At 41.6% G+C, this 16,545-nt stretch carries 13 protein-coding genes, 2 pseudogenes and 1 riboswitch; of the genes and pseudogenes, 12 read left to right on the top strand and 3 right to left on the bottom strand.

Translation table 11 applies throughout. The annotated features are described in order from the left end of the window. Positions 1-59: 59 nt before the first annotated feature. From ACTNB3_RS07950 to ACTNB3_RS07940, 3 genes and pseudogenes are all read left to right on the top strand, one after another. The gene (locus tag ACTNB3_RS07950) at positions 60-1,289 is read left to right on the top strand and encodes a helix-turn-helix domain-containing protein (RefSeq protein WP_441025000.1); all 1,230 of its coding nucleotides are present in this window, start codon (positions 60-62) and stop codon (positions 1,287-1,289) included. 114 nt (positions 1,290-1,403) lie between these two features. Further along, positions 1,404-2,134, top strand: a pseudogene (locus tag ACTNB3_RS07945) (DUF554 domain-containing protein). A gap of 24 nt (positions 2,135-2,158) precedes the next feature. Next, a complete protein-coding gene (locus tag ACTNB3_RS07940) occupies positions 2,159-2,698 on the top strand; it encodes a Uma2 family endonuclease (protein WP_427820561.1) in 540 nt (179 codons plus the stop codon). A 97-nt stretch (positions 2,699-2,795) separates the two neighbouring features. On the opposite strand, the gene ACTNB3_RS07935 is transcribed toward ACTNB3_RS07940, so the two are convergent. After that, the gene (locus tag ACTNB3_RS07935; RefSeq protein WP_441024999.1) at positions 2,796-4,166 is read right to left on the bottom strand and encodes an NAD(P)/FAD-dependent oxidoreductase; all 1,371 of its coding nucleotides are present in this window, start codon (positions 4,164-4,166) and stop codon (positions 2,796-2,798) included. A gap of 341 nt (positions 4,167-4,507) precedes the next feature. On the opposite strand from ACTNB3_RS07935, the gene ACTNB3_RS07930 reads away from it, so the two are divergent. The 3 genes from ACTNB3_RS07930 to ACTNB3_RS07920 all read left to right on the top strand — a co-directional run bounded on the left by ACTNB3_RS07930 (position 4,508) and on the right by ACTNB3_RS07920 (position 6,607). Further along, a complete protein-coding gene (locus ACTNB3_RS07930) occupies positions 4,508-5,032 on the top strand; it encodes a nitroreductase family protein (RefSeq protein WP_427805987.1) in 525 nt (174 codons plus the stop codon). A 343-nt stretch (positions 5,033-5,375) separates the two neighbouring features. After that, positions 5,376-6,431: a 3-isopropylmalate dehydrogenase gene (locus ACTNB3_RS07925; RefSeq protein ID WP_441024998.1), complete on the top strand. Its 1,056-nt coding sequence runs from the start codon at positions 5,376-5,378 to the stop codon at positions 6,429-6,431. Continuing rightward, positions 6,428-6,607, top strand: a complete 180-nt coding sequence (locus tag ACTNB3_RS07920) for a hypothetical protein (RefSeq protein ID WP_427820565.1) — start codon at positions 6,428-6,430, stop codon at positions 6,605-6,607. The genes ACTNB3_RS07925 and ACTNB3_RS07920 overlap by 4 nt, the downstream gene beginning before the upstream one ends. Positions 6,608-6,708: 101 nt before the next feature. Here the strand turns inward: ACTNB3_RS07920 and ACTNB3_RS07915 are convergent, their stop codons facing one another. Next, positions 6,709-7,113, bottom strand: a complete 405-nt coding sequence (locus tag ACTNB3_RS07915; protein ID WP_427820566.1) for an HI0074 family nucleotidyltransferase substrate-binding subunit — start codon at positions 7,111-7,113, stop codon at positions 6,709-6,711. Further along, the gene (locus tag ACTNB3_RS07910; protein WP_427805984.1) at positions 7,100-7,411 is read right to left on the bottom strand and encodes a nucleotidyltransferase family protein; all 312 of its coding nucleotides are present in this window, start codon (positions 7,409-7,411) and stop codon (positions 7,100-7,102) included. Before ACTNB3_RS07910 ends, ACTNB3_RS07915 begins: the two co-directional genes overlap by 14 nt. A gap of 527 nt (positions 7,412-7,938) precedes the next feature. Here ACTNB3_RS07910 and ACTNB3_RS07905 point away from each other — a divergent pair. From ACTNB3_RS07905 to ACTNB3_RS07880, 6 genes and pseudogenes are all read left to right on the top strand, one after another. Further along, positions 7,939-8,472, top strand: coding sequence for a helix-turn-helix domain-containing protein (locus ACTNB3_RS07905; RefSeq protein WP_427820567.1), 534 nt, complete (start codon positions 7,939-7,941; stop codon positions 8,470-8,472). A 15-nt stretch (positions 8,473-8,487) separates the two neighbouring features. Further along, positions 8,488-9,561: pseudogene (locus tag ACTNB3_RS07900) on the top strand (ABC transporter ATP-binding protein); the annotation flags it as partial. A gap of 504 nt (positions 9,562-10,065) precedes the next feature. Further along, on the top strand, positions 10,066-10,902 hold the full coding sequence (locus ACTNB3_RS07895; RefSeq protein WP_441024996.1) for an ABC transporter permease: 837 nt from the start codon (positions 10,066-10,068) through the stop codon (positions 10,900-10,902). Positions 10,903-10,908: 6 nt separating this feature from the next. Next, positions 10,909-12,801: an extracellular solute-binding protein gene (locus ACTNB3_RS07890; protein WP_427805981.1), complete on the top strand. Its 1,893-nt coding sequence runs from the start codon at positions 10,909-10,911 to the stop codon at positions 12,799-12,801. Positions 12,802-12,954: 153 nt separating this feature from the next. Then, on the top strand, positions 12,955-14,571 hold the full coding sequence (locus ACTNB3_RS07885; protein WP_441024994.1) for an AAA family ATPase: 1,617 nt from the start codon (positions 12,955-12,957) through the stop codon (positions 14,569-14,571). A gap of 78 nt (positions 14,572-14,649) precedes the next feature. Then, positions 14,650-14,732, top strand: a riboswitch (ZMP/ZTP riboswitch). A gap of 113 nt (positions 14,733-14,845) precedes the next feature. Then, on the top strand, positions 14,846-16,531 hold the full coding sequence (locus ACTNB3_RS07880) for a formate--tetrahydrofolate ligase (protein WP_441024992.1): 1,686 nt from the start codon (positions 14,846-14,848) through the stop codon (positions 16,529-16,531). The last annotated feature ends 14 nt before the right edge of the window (positions 16,532-16,545 follow it).

The raw sequence follows: 16,545 nt of genomic DNA, 5'->3' as shown, positions 1-16,545 counted from the left end.
AATAATAAAATATATACAATAATTGGAATGTAAGACAAAATATGGAAGGAAGAATGAGGATGAAATATGATGCTACTCTTAAATTTTTTACAGATATCATGGAAAATATGCAGCTCGAAGTCAGGATTTTAAAAAAGCCGTATGGGGAAGTAGAAGAAATGGCAGGAGGAATCCGTAAAATTACATTTCAGCTGATTGATTATGAAAAATATGCATATCGGTTTTTCGCTTCCTGCAAGCCAAACACGATTTACAAAGTGTTTGATGAATTTCTGTTTAATTTTATCATCATGCTGCTTCCGGACACCGAAGTGCCGTCTTATATGGTCATCGGACCTTATACGATGAATCCGTGGACCGAAGATGTAATCTTAAATAAAGCACAGGAATTTCATGTTTCATCCAGTCTCTATCCGGCATTTAAGGACTGTTATGAATCTGTTCCGATCGTGGTGGATTCCAGCACGCTTTTTATGTTGGTAAATGTGTTTGCGGAAAATATCTGGGGATCCAGGGATGCATTTACAATGCAGGAGTTAATCGGAGGAGCGGAGATCCTTCCTGATGCCGGGAAGAGGGAGAAGGTTTTCATAGCTCCGGATGAACTGCAGATGAAAATGAAGAATCTGGAAGAAAAATATCTGTCAGAAAATGAAATGCTTCAGGCAGTTGCAAAAGGACAGCTCCATAAGATCGAAATGTATCTGAGCCGGATCAACCTGCAGACAGTGGAACAACGAGTGGCAGATCGGACACGAAATGCCAAGAATTATGCGATCATCACAAACACGCTCTTGAGAAAAACGGTGGAAAATTGCGCGGTACATCCATTCCATATCGACAAAGTCTCAGCGGAGTTCGCAAAGAAAATCGAACTTCAGACTTCCGAAAAAGGGGTGACTTTGCTGATGAAAGAGATGGTGAGAAAATATACACTTCTTGTAAAGAATCATTCTCTTCGGGGATATTCTCCTGTTATAAGAAGGGTGATGATCAATATTGATTCCGATCTGGCCGCGGACTTAAGCCTCAGCAGGCAGGCACAGCTTCTGGAAGTGAATCCCAGTTATCTGTCAACCCTGTTTAAGAAAGAGACCGGTCTCACCCTGACAGAATACGTGACAAGAAAGAGGATTGACCAGGCAATCTTTCTGCTTAACTCTACCAATATGCAGATTCAGACGGTGGCGGCGTATTGCGGAATTCCGGATCTTTGTTACTTTACGAAAACATTCAAAAAGCTTGTCGGAATGACTCCTACGGAGTACAGAGGGTATGTGATGCGATAGGAAAATGATTCTGGATATGATTGCTTGATCTGATTACTTGATTTGAAAAGAAAGGTTTGTTATCATGAATTTAGAGTTGCATATTCAGTGTGGAAACAGGAAGGAGGAACGTATATGCCAATCGGAATTATTGCCAATTCACTTTCTGTGATCGTTGGCGGTATTGTGGGGATGATAGCGGGAAACAGACTCTCGGCTGATTTCAAAGAAAAGTTAAATATGATCTTCGGCATTTGCGCTATGGGGATGGGCATCAGCTCAATTGCACTGATGGAGAACATGCCGCAGTTATTTTTGCAGTGATTTTTGGAACATCGTTCGGATTGCTCATGCATCTTGGAGAGAAGATTAACAAAGCGTCAAAAGGAATGGAAACGATCATCGGAAAGTTTATGAAATCCGGAAATCATGGGTTATCGGAAAAGGAATTTGAAGATACGCTTGTCACGGTAATCGTTTTGTTCTGCGCCAGCGGAACCGGTATATATGGTTCCATTATTTCAGGTATGAACGGCGATCACAGCATTTTGATAGCAAAATCGATTTTGGATTTTTTCACGGCTTTGATTTTTGCCTGCATTCTGGGAGGCGTGGTGGCCGTTATTGCAATTCCGCAGTTTCTCATTTTCTTTTTGATGTTTTTGTTGGCAGGGATCATCTATCCACTGACGACGCCTGCAATGATCAATGATTTCAAGGCCTGCGGCGGATTCCTTCTTCTTGCTACAGGTTTTCGTATGATTAAAGTGAAAATGTTTCCGACAGCGGATATGATACCTGCGATGATACTTGTTATGCCCTGCAGTTGGATATGGGTTACATATATTATGCCGTTTGTCAGTTGATGGCATGGAAAGTGAGGATATGGTATGGCGTTAGCGAGTGAAAAGATCTATACGATTGAAGATATTTACAATTTACCGGAAGGGCAGAGGGCGGAATTGATTGATGGGCAGATTTATATGATGGCGCCTCCGAATAGACAACATCAGGAAATAGTCGGGGAACTATACAGAGAAATTTCAAATTATATACGTTCCAATCATGGATCATGTAAGCCATATATTGCGCCGTTTGCCGTATTTTTGAATGAAAATGATAAAAATTATGTTGAGCCGGATATTGCTGTTATCTGTGATAGAAATAAATTGAACGAAAAAGGCTGCCTGGGAGCACCGGACTGGATTATCGAAGTTGCTTCGCAAGGGAGCCAGCGTATGGATTATATGATAAAATTGTTCAAGTATCGAACGGCTGGGGTCAGGGAATATTGGATCGTTGATAGACAGAGAAACAGAATTACGGTGTACAATTTCCAGAATGATGACGTAAAAGAATTTTCTTTCTCGGATATGGTGAAGGCCGGAATATTTGAAGATTTTGAAATGGATTTTTCGAATGTTATTTGAAATTATCAAATAGGTAAGAAAAAGGGATGCTGCTTTGGGTGAAATGCATCCCTTTTTGATTGTGGTTTTTATTGAAGTTGCTATAAGTTTTTGCTTTTTAAGCCGTTCCCGTAATATGCCTTGCCACATACACCCCGCTTGCGGATGCGTGGGACAGGGAATGGGTCACACCGCTTCCGTCACCGATCACATACAGTCCTTTGTATGGCGTTTCCAGGTTTTCGTCAATATCCACTTCCATGTTATAAAACTTAACTTCTACGCCGTAGAGAAGGGTATCATCATTCGCGGTACCCGGTGCAATCTTATCCAGAGCATAGATCATCTCGATGATTCCGTCGAGGATTCGTTTCGGCAGCACCAGACTTAAATCTCCCGGAGTTGCGGCGAGTGTCGGGCGCACCAGTCCTTCCTCGATTCGTTTCTCATTACTTCGTCTTCCTCGGATCAGATCCCCGAAACGCTGTACGATCACGCCGCCGCCCAACATATTTGACAGACGGGCAATACTTTCTCCGTATCCGTTGCTGTCTTTAAATGGCTCAGAGAAATGCTTGGAAACAAGCAGGGCGAAGTTTGTGTTCTCTGTCTGCTTTGTGGGATCTTCATAACTGTGTCCGTTTACGGTCACGATTCCTTTTGTATTTTCATTTACGACGATTCCGTTCGGATTCATGCAGAAGGTACGGACATTGTCCTCGAATTTCTCAGTGCGGTATACGATCTTGCTTTCGTAGAGTTCGTCGGTCAGGTGAGAGAAGATTTCAGCCGGAATTTCCACACGCACACCGATATCAACGCGGTTGGAGCTGGTCGGTATTTTCATTTCGCGACAGACTTTTTCCATCCATTTGCTACCGCTTCTACCTACGGATACAATACATTTTTCGCAGTCGTCAAACTGTTCGCCGCAGTATACGCGATAACCTCCGTCTGCCATCTCAAGGCGGTCAACCTGATAATTGAAGCGGAATTCAACCTTATCTTTCAGTTCAGCGTAAAGGTTTTCCAGAACCACATAATTGATGTCGGTTCCCAGATGACGGACAGAAGCATTCAGAAGATTCAGTTTGTTCTGCATGCAGAGCTTTTTGAATCGGGTTCCGGCTGTGGAGTACATACGCGTTCCCTCTCCGCCGTGTGTTACGTTGATTTCATCTACATATTCCATCAACTCGATTGCCTTTTTGCGCCCGATATGTTCGTAGAGTGTACCGCCAAAATCATTGGTAATATTGTATTTTCCATCAGAAAATGCACCTGCACCGCCAAAACCGCTCATGATTGCACACGTTTTGCAGTTTATGCAGGATTTTACTTTTTCGCCGTCGATTGGGCAGCGCCGTTTTTCGAGCGGGTTGCCCAGCTCAAATACGGCAATCTTTAAATCGGCATTCTGCTTTACTAATTCATATGCAGAAAAAATTCCCCCCGGTCCTGCGCCGATAATAATAATGTCATATTTCATAATGATCTCCTTTCGTCATGTGGTCTGTACAACATTTACAGAAAACACTTTTTTATAGGATATGCAGTTTCCCTAATAACATAAGGAACTCGCAGTCTTATTTTGGGGATAAGAATACGAGTTCCGATGTAGTCACTTCTTAACATTTCCTATTTGTCGTATATGTTTTTCTGCTCTTATCATAGCACAATTTATAGAGCGATTCCAGAGAGAAGTTTACACCATCGAAACGATATTGTAAATTGACAATTTGGAAATAAGAAAATAAAATTAAAGGAGAGAATTGCTGCAAACTATCTTAAAATAGCAAGATTAGAAGATAAGAAGAGAGGTAGAAGACGATGGAATTACTGGAACTTATGAGAACAAGACGCAGTGTCAGAAGCTACAAAGACGATGCAGTGTCAGAGGAAGATATCACAAAAATCTTACAGGCAGGTATGCTTTCCGCATCCGGTAAAGCGATCCGTCCATGGGATTTTATCGTAGTTGAAGATAAAGTAGTTCTTCAGAAAATGGCCGGATGCCGTGCAGGCTCTGTTAAAATGCTGAAAGAAGCAGCTTGCGCGATCGTTGTTGTCGGGAACGGTGATGCTTCTGATGTATGGATTGAGGACTGTTCAGCAGTCATGAGCAACATGCACTTGATGGCACATGCCCTCGGACTTGGAAGCTGTTGGGTACAGGGAAGACTCCGTAAAGCAGATGACGGAAGAGATACAGAAGAGTATGTAAGAGATATTCTCGGCTATCCGGAGAATTATAAACTCCTTGCAATCCTGACAGTAGGAGTACCGAACGAAGAAAAAGCAGCATATGAGCTGGATAAACTTCCGGTGGAGAAGATCCACAGAGAAAAATTCTAGAGAGAATATTTGGTAGATGACTTTTTAGAAGATGAGAAGAGTTTCATGAAAGTGAAGGTCTTCTCATCTTTTTTGCCATGCATACGCTAAAATGTGGTGGTAGACTGTTTTAAACGTCGAATTTTATCGAAATATCACTTTATTTATCGATTGGCAAAAGGCTATTGACATCGGTCGTTCTATTTTTTATATTGAATGTAATCAAAAAATCAGGAAAGCATTATTTTAGAGAGTGACATTGCGGAGAAACCAGTATAAAACACAAGAAAGTTTGCAATGAAAGTAACTAATTGTTTTTATTGCGCACGAAAAAAATAGTGTAATATACTGAAAGGAGAAATGGATGCAGGAAGTAAAACTGCAATGGCATTCAGCGTTTACCTCTGCGCTAAGAATTGAACTTGAGGAAAATATGGATAATCTGCTAATAGAAGAGGAACACCTCCTGGGAAAGAAACCGATGCAGATAGATGTTCTGATTGTCAAAAAGGATGTCGGAATTCGTATTCGTAAGAATATTGGACGAATATTCAGGAAGCACAATATAATTGAATATAAATCGCCGGAAGACTATCTCAGTATTAACGATTTCTATAATGTATTTGGGTATGCCTGTCGTTATCAGGCAGATACGGATAAAGTAATGGAAATAGATCCGGAAGAAATTACAATTACATTTGTTGCCCATTCCTATCCAGGGAAGATGTTAGAACATCTGAAGAAAGTATGGCATATGCACATAGTAAAAAAGGAGGGCGGAATATATTATCTGACAGGAGCAGCGTTCCCGATTCAATTAGTGGTGACAAAGGAATTGTCCGATACAAATAATTTCTGGTTGAAAAGTATAAGGAACGATTATAAAGAAAAAGAAGAATTCATGGAGCTGCTTGACCGGTACGAGATGAAGAAGGAATCGGTTTATTATCAGGCTGTGATGGATATTATTCTTCGGGCAAACAGAAAAGTGATCGAGGAGGAACGGAAAGTTATGTGTGATGCGTTAAGAGAATTGTATGAAGAATGGTTTGCGGATGAATTGGAAATGAAGAGAAAAGCAGCAGTGGCTGAGGGACTTAAACAGGGACTTAAACAGGGAATTGAGCAGGGAATTGAGCAGGGAATTGAGCAGGGAATTGAGCAGGGAATTGAGCAGGGAATCGAGCAGGGAATCGAGCAGGGAATCGAGCAGGGAATCGAGCAGGGAATCGAGCAAGGTGCAGAACTAAGCTTACTTGAATTGATAGCTAAAAAGCTTAAAAAACATAAATCTCCGGAACAGATCGCAGAGGATTTGGAGGAAGATGTATCGGTCATTGAAAGAATTTGTAATGTAATGAAGGACTTCGCGCCGGAATATGATACGATTTCAATTTACAAACATATGCAGAAGATGTGAAATATAACAAGGGAATGCCGCTATACGCGGTGTTCCCTTTGTTATATCGTGAGGATGTACTCTCTGAGGCATGGAAACGAGTAAAAGCTAACAAAGGTTCCAGTGGTGTGGATGGTATCGAAATCGAGGATATTGAAACGATGGGAATCGAGAAATATCTAACAGAACCTCACTAACCAAAGAAATTCCATAAAGTAAAAATGAAGAAAGTATCAGCCAAAACTTCCACGGTCCTGCATGGGACAAGTGGAATCTTGGGCGTCCCTTCCCCATCTGTCTAAATCGCTTCTAAAACATTCTCATATTTTTCCATAATATGTTCTTTCAAGGATATAAATGCAGGTATATAACTTTCTATAATAATCTGGACCAGGTTTCTGGCGGCTTCGCCATTATAAATATGTGTCATATCGTTACGTGACTTCAGCATAGAAAGCCATATGTCTTCATCAAGAAAATCATATATGGAATAAGCCGCCTTGATAATTTCCCTGGGTGAACCAGTGAGTGCAATGCTTTTCCCTTCATATCTCAACAGTTCTTTCAGAACTTTCCAACCCAGTTCAAATTGAATAAAGAATTTATCAATGATACCACTGATGATAAATTCATTTGTCAGGTCTTCATTCTGAGCTTTGGAAAGAATATTAAGGTTGGAAATAAAATTATCAAATTTTTTCATAAATAATCCTCCCTTCCTTTTCAATAGAATTTAGTAGTTTTTTGTCGACAGATTTATCTAGATCGACTACATCAAAATCCAACAGTGTCGAAGTCTCCTCCCTTGCTGCAAGTGTAAAACCTATAACATTTCCGCCGTGCACTGCAAGGTCAATGTCACTTGCGCGGTAAAAATCTCCACGTGCTCTGGAACCAAATAAGATGACTTGTTTTATTTGGTATTTTTGTGCAAAATTTATGATTTCTTCTAAAACAACCGGCTTAATACCTGTCTTGCCTATTTCTTTTAGATATTCCATAAAGGCTCCTCTTAATCATCATTTTTGTTATTTTACATTTTATCATTATTGTCCGGTAAAGTCATCTTATTCCGTGAAGATAAATTTCATCGAAACAAAAAAATATTTTTTTCTCAAAGAGCAAGCAGAATCAGTGCCATAAAGCAACCAAAAAAGAGAGCAAACGCTCTCTTTTTCGCTGCCGAACATACACTACTATCTAAGGAAATCACAAAGCGTAAAAATGAAGAATTACCAGCCCAAGGTTCCACCTGCCCCATGCAGGACCGTGGAAAACGCCGGCACTTGCTTGCAGAAGCCGCATTTAGCGGCGCCCCTGCAAGCGTAGTACCGCTGCGTTTTCCCCCGAGCGAAAGCGAGTCCTGCATGGGACAGGTGGAACCTTGGGCGTCCCTCCCCCATTTTCACACAAATTTCCCCTCCTTTTTTCACAAAACCACTTGCAATACCCCACCATATATGTATAATGTAATTTGTTCGGTAATTTTTAAAAAAAAGTATAGTATTATAAAACGGGAGGTGTAATTTTGGATATCGGAAAGAAGCTGAAGGAGTTGCGGCTTGCGAATGACCTGACATTAGGTGATCTTGCATCGCGAAGCGAGCTGACGAAGGGATTTCTGTCCCAGGTGGAACGGAATCTTACCACGCCAAGTATCGCAACTCTTGAGGACATTCTGGAGGCGCTTGGAACCAATTTATCCGAGTTTTTTCACGAGGAAGAGGAAAAGCAGATCGTCTTTGGAACTCAGGATTTCTTTGAGGACATCCAGGATGATTACACGATAGAATGGGTTATCCCCAATGCGCTGAGAAATAAGATGGAGCCGATTTTGCTGACGCTTCATCCACATAAAAAAAGTAATGAATTACTGGCACATCAGGGCGAAGAGTTCGGTTATGTATTGAAAGGCAACGTGACGCTGGTTTGCGGTAATAAGAAATATAAGCTGAAAGCGCAGGAGACTTTCTACATGGACGGAACAAAGAGCCACTATTTGTACAATCATGGGAGTAGTGACGCGAAGGTGCTGTGGATCACAACACCACCGATGTTCTAGGAAGGAGAAGGTGATATGGAACAGAAGAAGCTGATTGAGTTTCGCAATATTGTGAAAAACTTTGATGGGCAGATTGTGTTAAAAGGAGTTAACCTTGACATTTATGAAAATGAATTTGTGACGTTATTGGGCCCCAGCGGTTGTGGGAAGACGACACTTTTAAGAATCCTCGGAGGCTTTCTGGAAGCTGATGAGGGGAAGGTGATCTTTGATGGTGAGGAGATCAGCCAGAAACCGCCGTATGAACGCGAACTGAATACGGTTTTCCAGAAATACGCGCTGTTTCCACATCTCAGCGTGTATGAGAATATTGCATTTGGCTTGAAAATCAAGAAAATGAGTAAGGACGTTATTGAGCAGAAAGTCATGAAGATGCTCAAATTGATCGGTCTGGAAGGGTATGAGAACAAGAATACGACCCTTCTATCCGGAGGTCAGCAGCAGAGGGTTGCGATTGCAAGAGCGCTGGTAAATGAACCGAAGGTATTGCTTCTTGATGAGCCTCTGGCGGCTTTGGACTTAAAGCTTCGTAAGGAAATGCAGTACGAATTGAAGCGCATCCAGCAGGAAGTAGGGATTACCTTCATCTTTGTAACACATGATCAGGAAGAAGCGCTTACGATGTCGGACAAGATCGTGGTCATGAAAAACGGAGAGATCCAGCAAGTAGGCACGCCGGAAGAGATTTATAATGAACCGGCAAACCGTTATGTGGCAAATTTCATCGGAGAAAGCAATATTCTTCCGGGAGTTATGGTGGAGGATTACAAAGTTCGGTTTGATGATATCACCTTTGATTGTGTGGACTTTGGGTTCCGTGAAAACGAAAAAGTCGATGTTGTCATCCGTCCGGAAGACATTGATATCGTAGATGTAAAAGACGGTAAGATGACAGGTGAAGTCTTAAGTGTTCTCTTCAAAGGCGTACACTATGAAATCATTGTGGAAACGGTTCCGGGTACCAGTGTTACGGTCGATATGCGCGTGATCCATAACCATGATGTGACCAGTGAAGACGGAAAAGAAAAGATCAGTGCCAACAATTTCTATGTGGACGTGGAAGACGTACAGAATCTGGATGACAAGGAAATCGTCGCTCTTTCCAATGCACAGGCATGGAATCCGGAGACCGATGATTATATTTCCATTTCCAAAATTGAATACGATCTGAAAGAGGAAGAAGGACAGTATCCGGTTGTATTCTCTACCTCGAACGGAACCAGTATTGAGCGTACGATTTTCGTAGTCAATCAGCCGTTTGTTAAAAATGAAAAGGCAAATGAAGCGATCATGGCATTCAATTTCCAGAAAACGGTAGATGAGATCTTAGAGTCTCAGGCCCTGGATACGGATATTAAGACATGGGCTAATGCACAGGGCTGGAAACTGAGTGATGAAGATCAGAGCATTGACATCAGCGTGGATTATGATTTTGAACCAGAAAATGTAAAAGAAGGTATCTACAAGATTACATTCTCCACGCCGGGACGTGAATTCAAGATTCACACGACCGATTATTCGGAAGTAGGTCAGGAGGTCGGACTGACATTCTTCCCGGAAGATATTCATGTGATGTCAAGGATGGTATTTTAAATGAAACGCTTTTCACAGCTTGCAATCCCTTATATTGTGTGGGCCGCAATGATGCTGGTGCTTCCTATGGCTCTGATCGCACTTTATTCGATCACGGAACCGGGAAATTCCATCATTTCATTTTCCATCACACTGGATCACTACGTCAAATTTTTCACCGACCAGGATTTTTTGATTATACTTTGGCGTTCCATTTGGATTGCAGTTAAAACAACCATACTTTGTCTTCTTATCGGCTATCCGATTGCATATTTTATCGCGCGGAGCAGCGAAAAGGTCCAGAATATTCTGGTGCTTTGCGTAACGATTCCAATGTGGATCAACATGTTGGTAAGAACCTATGCATGGATCGGTCTTCTCAGTGAAGGTGGTCTGGTTCAGAGAATTGCGAGTTTTCTTGGATTTTGGGGAAAAGAATTGCTGTACACGGAAGGTGCCGTCCTTCTGGGCATGGTATATAACTTCCTTCCCTTCATGATTCTGCAGATCAATACGGCATTATGCAAAATGGACCATTCGCTTCTGGAGGCCAGTGCGGATCTGGGAGCGAACCCGGTACAGACCTTCCGGAGAGTGACGCTTCCGCTTTCACTTCCGGGAGTCATCAACGGAATCACACTGGTGTTTCTTCCGGCGGTCAGCTCTTTCTTTATTCCGAAGCTGCTCGGAGGCGGACAGTACTTCCTGATCGGTAATCTGATCGAGAATCAGTTTATCACCGTCGGAGAATGGAACTTCGGAAGTGCGATTTCCATGATAATGGCAGTGATCATGATGCTTCTGATGATGGTTGTGCGTAAGGTGGAAATCCGGAATCAGGGCGGAAAGGAGGAATAAGTCATCATGAAAAAGAACAACCGTATTTTCGGGAAAATACTTATGGCAGTGATGATCATTTTCTTCTATCTGCCGATCGTATATATGATTATTTTTTCCTTCAATGACGGAAAATCCCTTACTCATTTCACTGGATTTTCTTTGCGATGGTATGAGCATATGCTGGAATCCAGGGATATGATGGAGTCGCTTTATACGACATTTAGCATTGCAATAATAGCTACGGCAATATCAACGGTTGCCGGTACAATTGCAGCGATTGGGCTCAGCAAATCAAAGAAGATCGTGCGGGATGTGATGGAGCAGGTAGACAATCTCCCGCTTATGAATCCGGAGATTGTTACGGCGATTGGCTTTATGCTTTTATTTATCACGTTCAAAGTGGAAAAAGGTTATGTGACCATGCTGCTTGCACACATTGCATTTTGTATTCCCTATGTGATTCTGTCCGTTATGCCTAAGATCCGGTCGCTGGATCCGAATCTGGCAGATGCGGCTATGGATCTGGGAGCAACTCCGTGGCAGGCACTGACAAAAGTCATTGTGCCGCAGATCACACCGGGAATTGTTTCCGGAGCGCTGATCGCATTTACGATGTCTGTAGATGATTTTATCATTTCCTATTTCGTGACCGGAAGTGGTGTGAAGAACTTAAGTATTATGGTGTATACCATGAGTAAACGTGTTAATCCGAGTATCAATGCGATTTCAACATTGGTGGTTGTGATTATTACAATCGCGCTTCTCGTCATTAATGTGGTGCCGATGATTACAGCCCGCAAAGCGAAAAAGGCGGATATCGGACGAAAGAAGATGATGATTCCGGCGATCGGTGCAGTCTGTGTGATTTTGATTGCTGTGGGAATCTTCCGATTCGGCAGACAGGCAGATGCACGTCCGTTTGAAGGTCAGACTCTTTATGTGTACAATTGGGGTGAGTATACGGGCGAAAATATTCTGTCCGATTTCGAGGAAAAAACCGGTGCCAAAGTGGTTATGGAGAATTTTGATTCGAATGAACAGATGTACATCAAGGTGGCAAACGGAGAGGCTTACGATATCCTTGTTCCGAGTGATTACATGATTCAGAGACTGATTGAAGAGGATTATCTCCAGGAGCTGGATTACTCGAAATTGGATTGTCTGGATAATCTCGTTGACGATGTGAAGAATCTGCCATACGATCCGGGCAATAAGTACTCTATTCCATATTTCTGGGGAACAGTCGGCATCGTTTATGACACGACAAAAGTAGACCTGGAAGATCTGGAAAGAGAAGGCTTTAATATTTTCCTTGATGAGAAATATAAAGGAGATATTTATCTTTATGATTCAGAAAGAGATGAATTCATGATCGCTTTAAAGGCTCTCGGATATTCCATGAATACGGAAGATCCGGATGAACTTCAGAAAGCTTACGAATGGCTGGTACAGTGTGTACAGACCATGGAGCCTGAAATCGTTATGGATGAGATCATTGACAACATGGCGCAGGGCAGAAAGGCACTGGGACTTATTTATTCCGGGGATGCGACCTATGTCATGTCTGAAAATGAAGATATGGGATATTACCTGCCGGAGAGTGGTACAAACCTGTGGTCTGATGCGATGGTTATCCCGAAAAATGCCAAGAACCCGGAGCTGGCACATGCATTTATCAATCATGTATGTGAGTATGAAGGTGCATATGATAACTCCAGTTATGTCGGATATACTTCGGCAAATAAGGAAGTGCTGGAAGATCTGTCCGGTGAAGGCGGAGATTTTGAAGGAATTGATGCATACATTCCAAGAAGCGGTTATGAACTGGACGAAGTATTCGTTTACAATGAGAATACGAGAAAAGAAATCAGTAATCTGTGGAGTAAGGTGAAGATTGCGGCTAGTAATGCAAATTAAGATAAGGTGTTTTGAAGAAGAGGCGGAGATGTCGCTGATAGCAGCGGCAGCTCCGCTTTTCAAGACGGGGGATACAATACAAAAGCGATTTACAAGTGATATTGGAAATGCTAAAATGTAATAAATGAATCAGATAGAAAGTGAAGTGTATAGATGGGTATATATGTGAATAGTAAAAATGCTTACGCACTATACAAAAAAGAAACGGCTAAACCATACTTTGTGGATAAAACTGTGTTGTTAAAGGAATTGTTCCCTTTAGTGGAAGAAGGAAGTCATTATTTATGCATAACGAGACCGAGGCGTTTTGGAAAAACGGTCATGGCTAATATGGTTGCTTCCTTTTTTTCAAAAGGACACAGAGCAAATGATGTTTTTCAGAATTTGCAGATTTATCAGGACAAAGATTATGAAAAATATCTTAATAAATATACGGTTATTCATATTATGTTTAATGATTTGCCACGAAATTGTAATTCATACAAACAGTATATTGATCGTATTGAAGAAACATTAATCAAGGACTTGAAAAAAGAATATCCGGATATGCCAATAGACGATCAGAATGCAGTGTGGGATACTCTTCTTGAAATATACGCCGAAAAACAAGATATAAATATTGTATTTGTTTTTGATGAGTGGGATTTTATTTTTCATCAGAAATTTGTTACGGAAGATGATAAGTTATCCTATTTACAATTCTTGAGAAATCTTTTGAAGGACAGACCGTACATTGCACTTGTATATATGACAGGAATTTTACCAATTGCCAAATATTCCAGTGGTTCTGAACTGAATATGTTTGCAGAATTTACTATGACGACGGAACAAAGATTTTCTGAATATTTTGGTTTTACAGACGAAGAAGTAGATGTGCTTTATTTGCGTTATATAGAAAATTGCGCATCAACCAAGATGGTTACAAGGGATGATTTACGGGAGTGGTATGATGGTTATCATACACGTAAAGGAGAACGATTGTATAATCCTCGTTCAATCGTGTTATCACTTTCTAATAATAATACAGGCAATTACTGGACAAGTTCAGGACCATATGATGAAATTTTTTATTATATTGAAAACAATATTGCTGATGTAAGAGAAGATTTGGCACTTATGGTATCAGGTATACCGGTACCCGCAAAAATTCAGGAATATGCAGCGACATCTATGAATTTGCAGACAAGAGATGAAATATTTTCTGCGATGGTGGTATATGGATTTTTGACATATGAAAATGGAAAAGTTATGATTCCCAACAAAGAGCTAATGGATAAATTTGCTGATATGTTAAAAAAGGAAGCTTCATTGGGTTATGTGTATCGATTGGCGAAAGAATCGGATCGAATGCTTAGAGCTACATTAGCCGGAGATACGGAAACGATGGCAGAAATTCTGGAGCTTGCACATGATACGGAAATACCGTTATTAAGCTATAATGACGAAACAGAATTAACAGCTGTTGTGAATCTTGTATATTTATCAGCAAGAGACAATTATCGTGTGGAACGAGAAGATAAGTCCGGTGTAGGATATGTGGATTTTATTTTTTATCCGGTAAATCGGGATGCGGATGGGATTATTTTGGAATTAAAGGTAGATCACAGTCCCGATGAAGCAATCAGGCAGATTAAAGATAAAAAATATATTCTACGTTTTACAGGGAAATTGGGTGAAGAACGTAAATGTGCAGGAAGAATTCTTGCGGTTGGAATTAGTTATAATAAAAAGCAGAAGAAACATGCCTGCAAAGTAGAAGTATTAAATTAGTAGGGTAGGATTCATAAGAGAATGCAGAATTAGGCTTGCATTTCCTGTGTGAGTATGATACGATGACGGTAGTTAAAGAAGAGTCCGGTCTACTGACGGAGAAAGCGTGGAGTACCACGGGGGAGCCGGATTCTGGAACGCCGACCGTCTGGGCAGCATATGTATTTTACATGTGTTGCCTTTTTTGTTCCTCTTTAACAGGACGATTTATCTAATATAACAGTAAATTTTATTTTTGGCAGCATTTACCTGCAAAAGAAGAAGGGAGAAAAACATGGGATTCAAATCAGATATTGAAATCGCACAGGAATGTCAGATGTCACCGATTACTGAAATTGCAGCAAAGGCAGGCATTGATGACAAGTATTTAGAGCAGTACGGAAAATACAAAGCAAAAATTGATTACAATCTGTTAAAAGAAAGCGATAAAAAGGATGGAAAACTGATCCTTGTTACCGCAATCAACCCGACTCCGGCCGGAGAAGGAAAAACTACGACTACGATCGGACTTGCTGATGGTATGCAGAAGCTCGGTAAAAATGTTATGGTTGCACTTCGTGAGCCATCCCTTGGACCTGTATTTGGTGTAAAAGGTGGGGCTGCCGGCGGCGGATATGCACAAGTAGTTCCGATGGAAGATATCAACCTTCATTTTACAGGAGACTTCCATGCGATCGGCGCAGCGAATAACCTTCTTGCAGCAATGATCGATAATCATATTTACCAGGGAAATGAATTGAATATTGATCCGAGAAAGATTACCTGGAAACGCTGCGTGGACATGAACGACCGTCAGCTTCGCTATGTGGTAGACGGACTTGGCGGAAAACCGAACGGAACTCCTCGTGAAGACGGATACGACATTACCGTTGCATCTGAGATCATGGCAGTTCTTTGTCTCGCAAAGGATATTACAGATTTAAAAGAACGTCTATCTCGTATCATCATCGGATACACATACGGAAAGATCGCAGACCAGAAGCCGGTAACAGCAGGCGATCTTCATGCAGAGGGAGCTATGGCTGCACTGCTTAAGGATGCTTTGAAACCGAACTTGGTACAGACACTTGAGAAAGTTCCGGCCATTGTACACGGCGGACCATTTGCAAATATTGCTCACGGATGTAACTCTGTAACTGCTACAAGAATGGCAATGAAGCTGGCTGATTATGCAATCACAGAAGCCGGATTTGGTGCGGATCTCGGAGCAGAGAAATTCCTTGATATCAAATGCCGTATGGCAGGAATCAAGCCAAATGCAGTTGTCATTGTAGCAACTGTTCGTGCTTTGAAATACAACGGCGGTGTAGCAAAAGCAGATCTCAATAACGAAAATCTGGAGGCGCTGGAAAAAGGGCTTCCGAACCTGCTGAAGCATGTAAGTAATATTAAAAATGTTTATAAGCTCCCGTGTGTTGTTGCGATCAATGCATTCCCGACCGATACAAAGGCTGAACTGGATCTGGTTGAAGCAAAATGTAAAGAGCTTGGCGTAAATGTTGCACTTTCTGAAGTATGGGCGAAAGGCGGCGAAGGCGGAATCCGTCTTGCGGAAGAAGTGATCCGACTTTGCGAAGAACCGAATGAATTCTCATATTCTTATGAACTTGAGGGAAGTATAGAAGATAAATTGAATCAGATCGTTCAGAAGATTTATGGCGGCAAGCGTGTCGTACTGACGGCCCAGGCACAGAAACAGGCGAAAGAGCTGGAAGCTCTCGGCTTTGGAAACTGCCCGATCTGTGTGGCTAAGACACAGTACAGTCTGACAGATGATCCGACGAAACTTGGCGCTCCGACGGATTTTGAAGTTACGGTTCGTAACCTGAAGATTTCTGCAGGTGCAGGATTTATTGTTGCTCTTACCGGTGAGATCATGACAATGCCGGGGCTTCCGAAAGTTCCGGCAGCAGTAAGAATTGATGTGGATGAGACCGGAAAGATTACGGGGCTGTTCTAGATTAGTGTAAGTTA

It is taken from the genome of Bariatricus sp. HCP28S3_D3 (assembly GCF_052065755.1).
Taxonomy (GTDB): Bacteria; Bacillota; Clostridia; order Lachnospirales; family Lachnospiraceae; genus Allocoprococcus.
The sequence above is the reverse complement of the archived record's forward strand: the minus strand, read 5'-3'. Positions and strand labels throughout refer to the sequence as shown.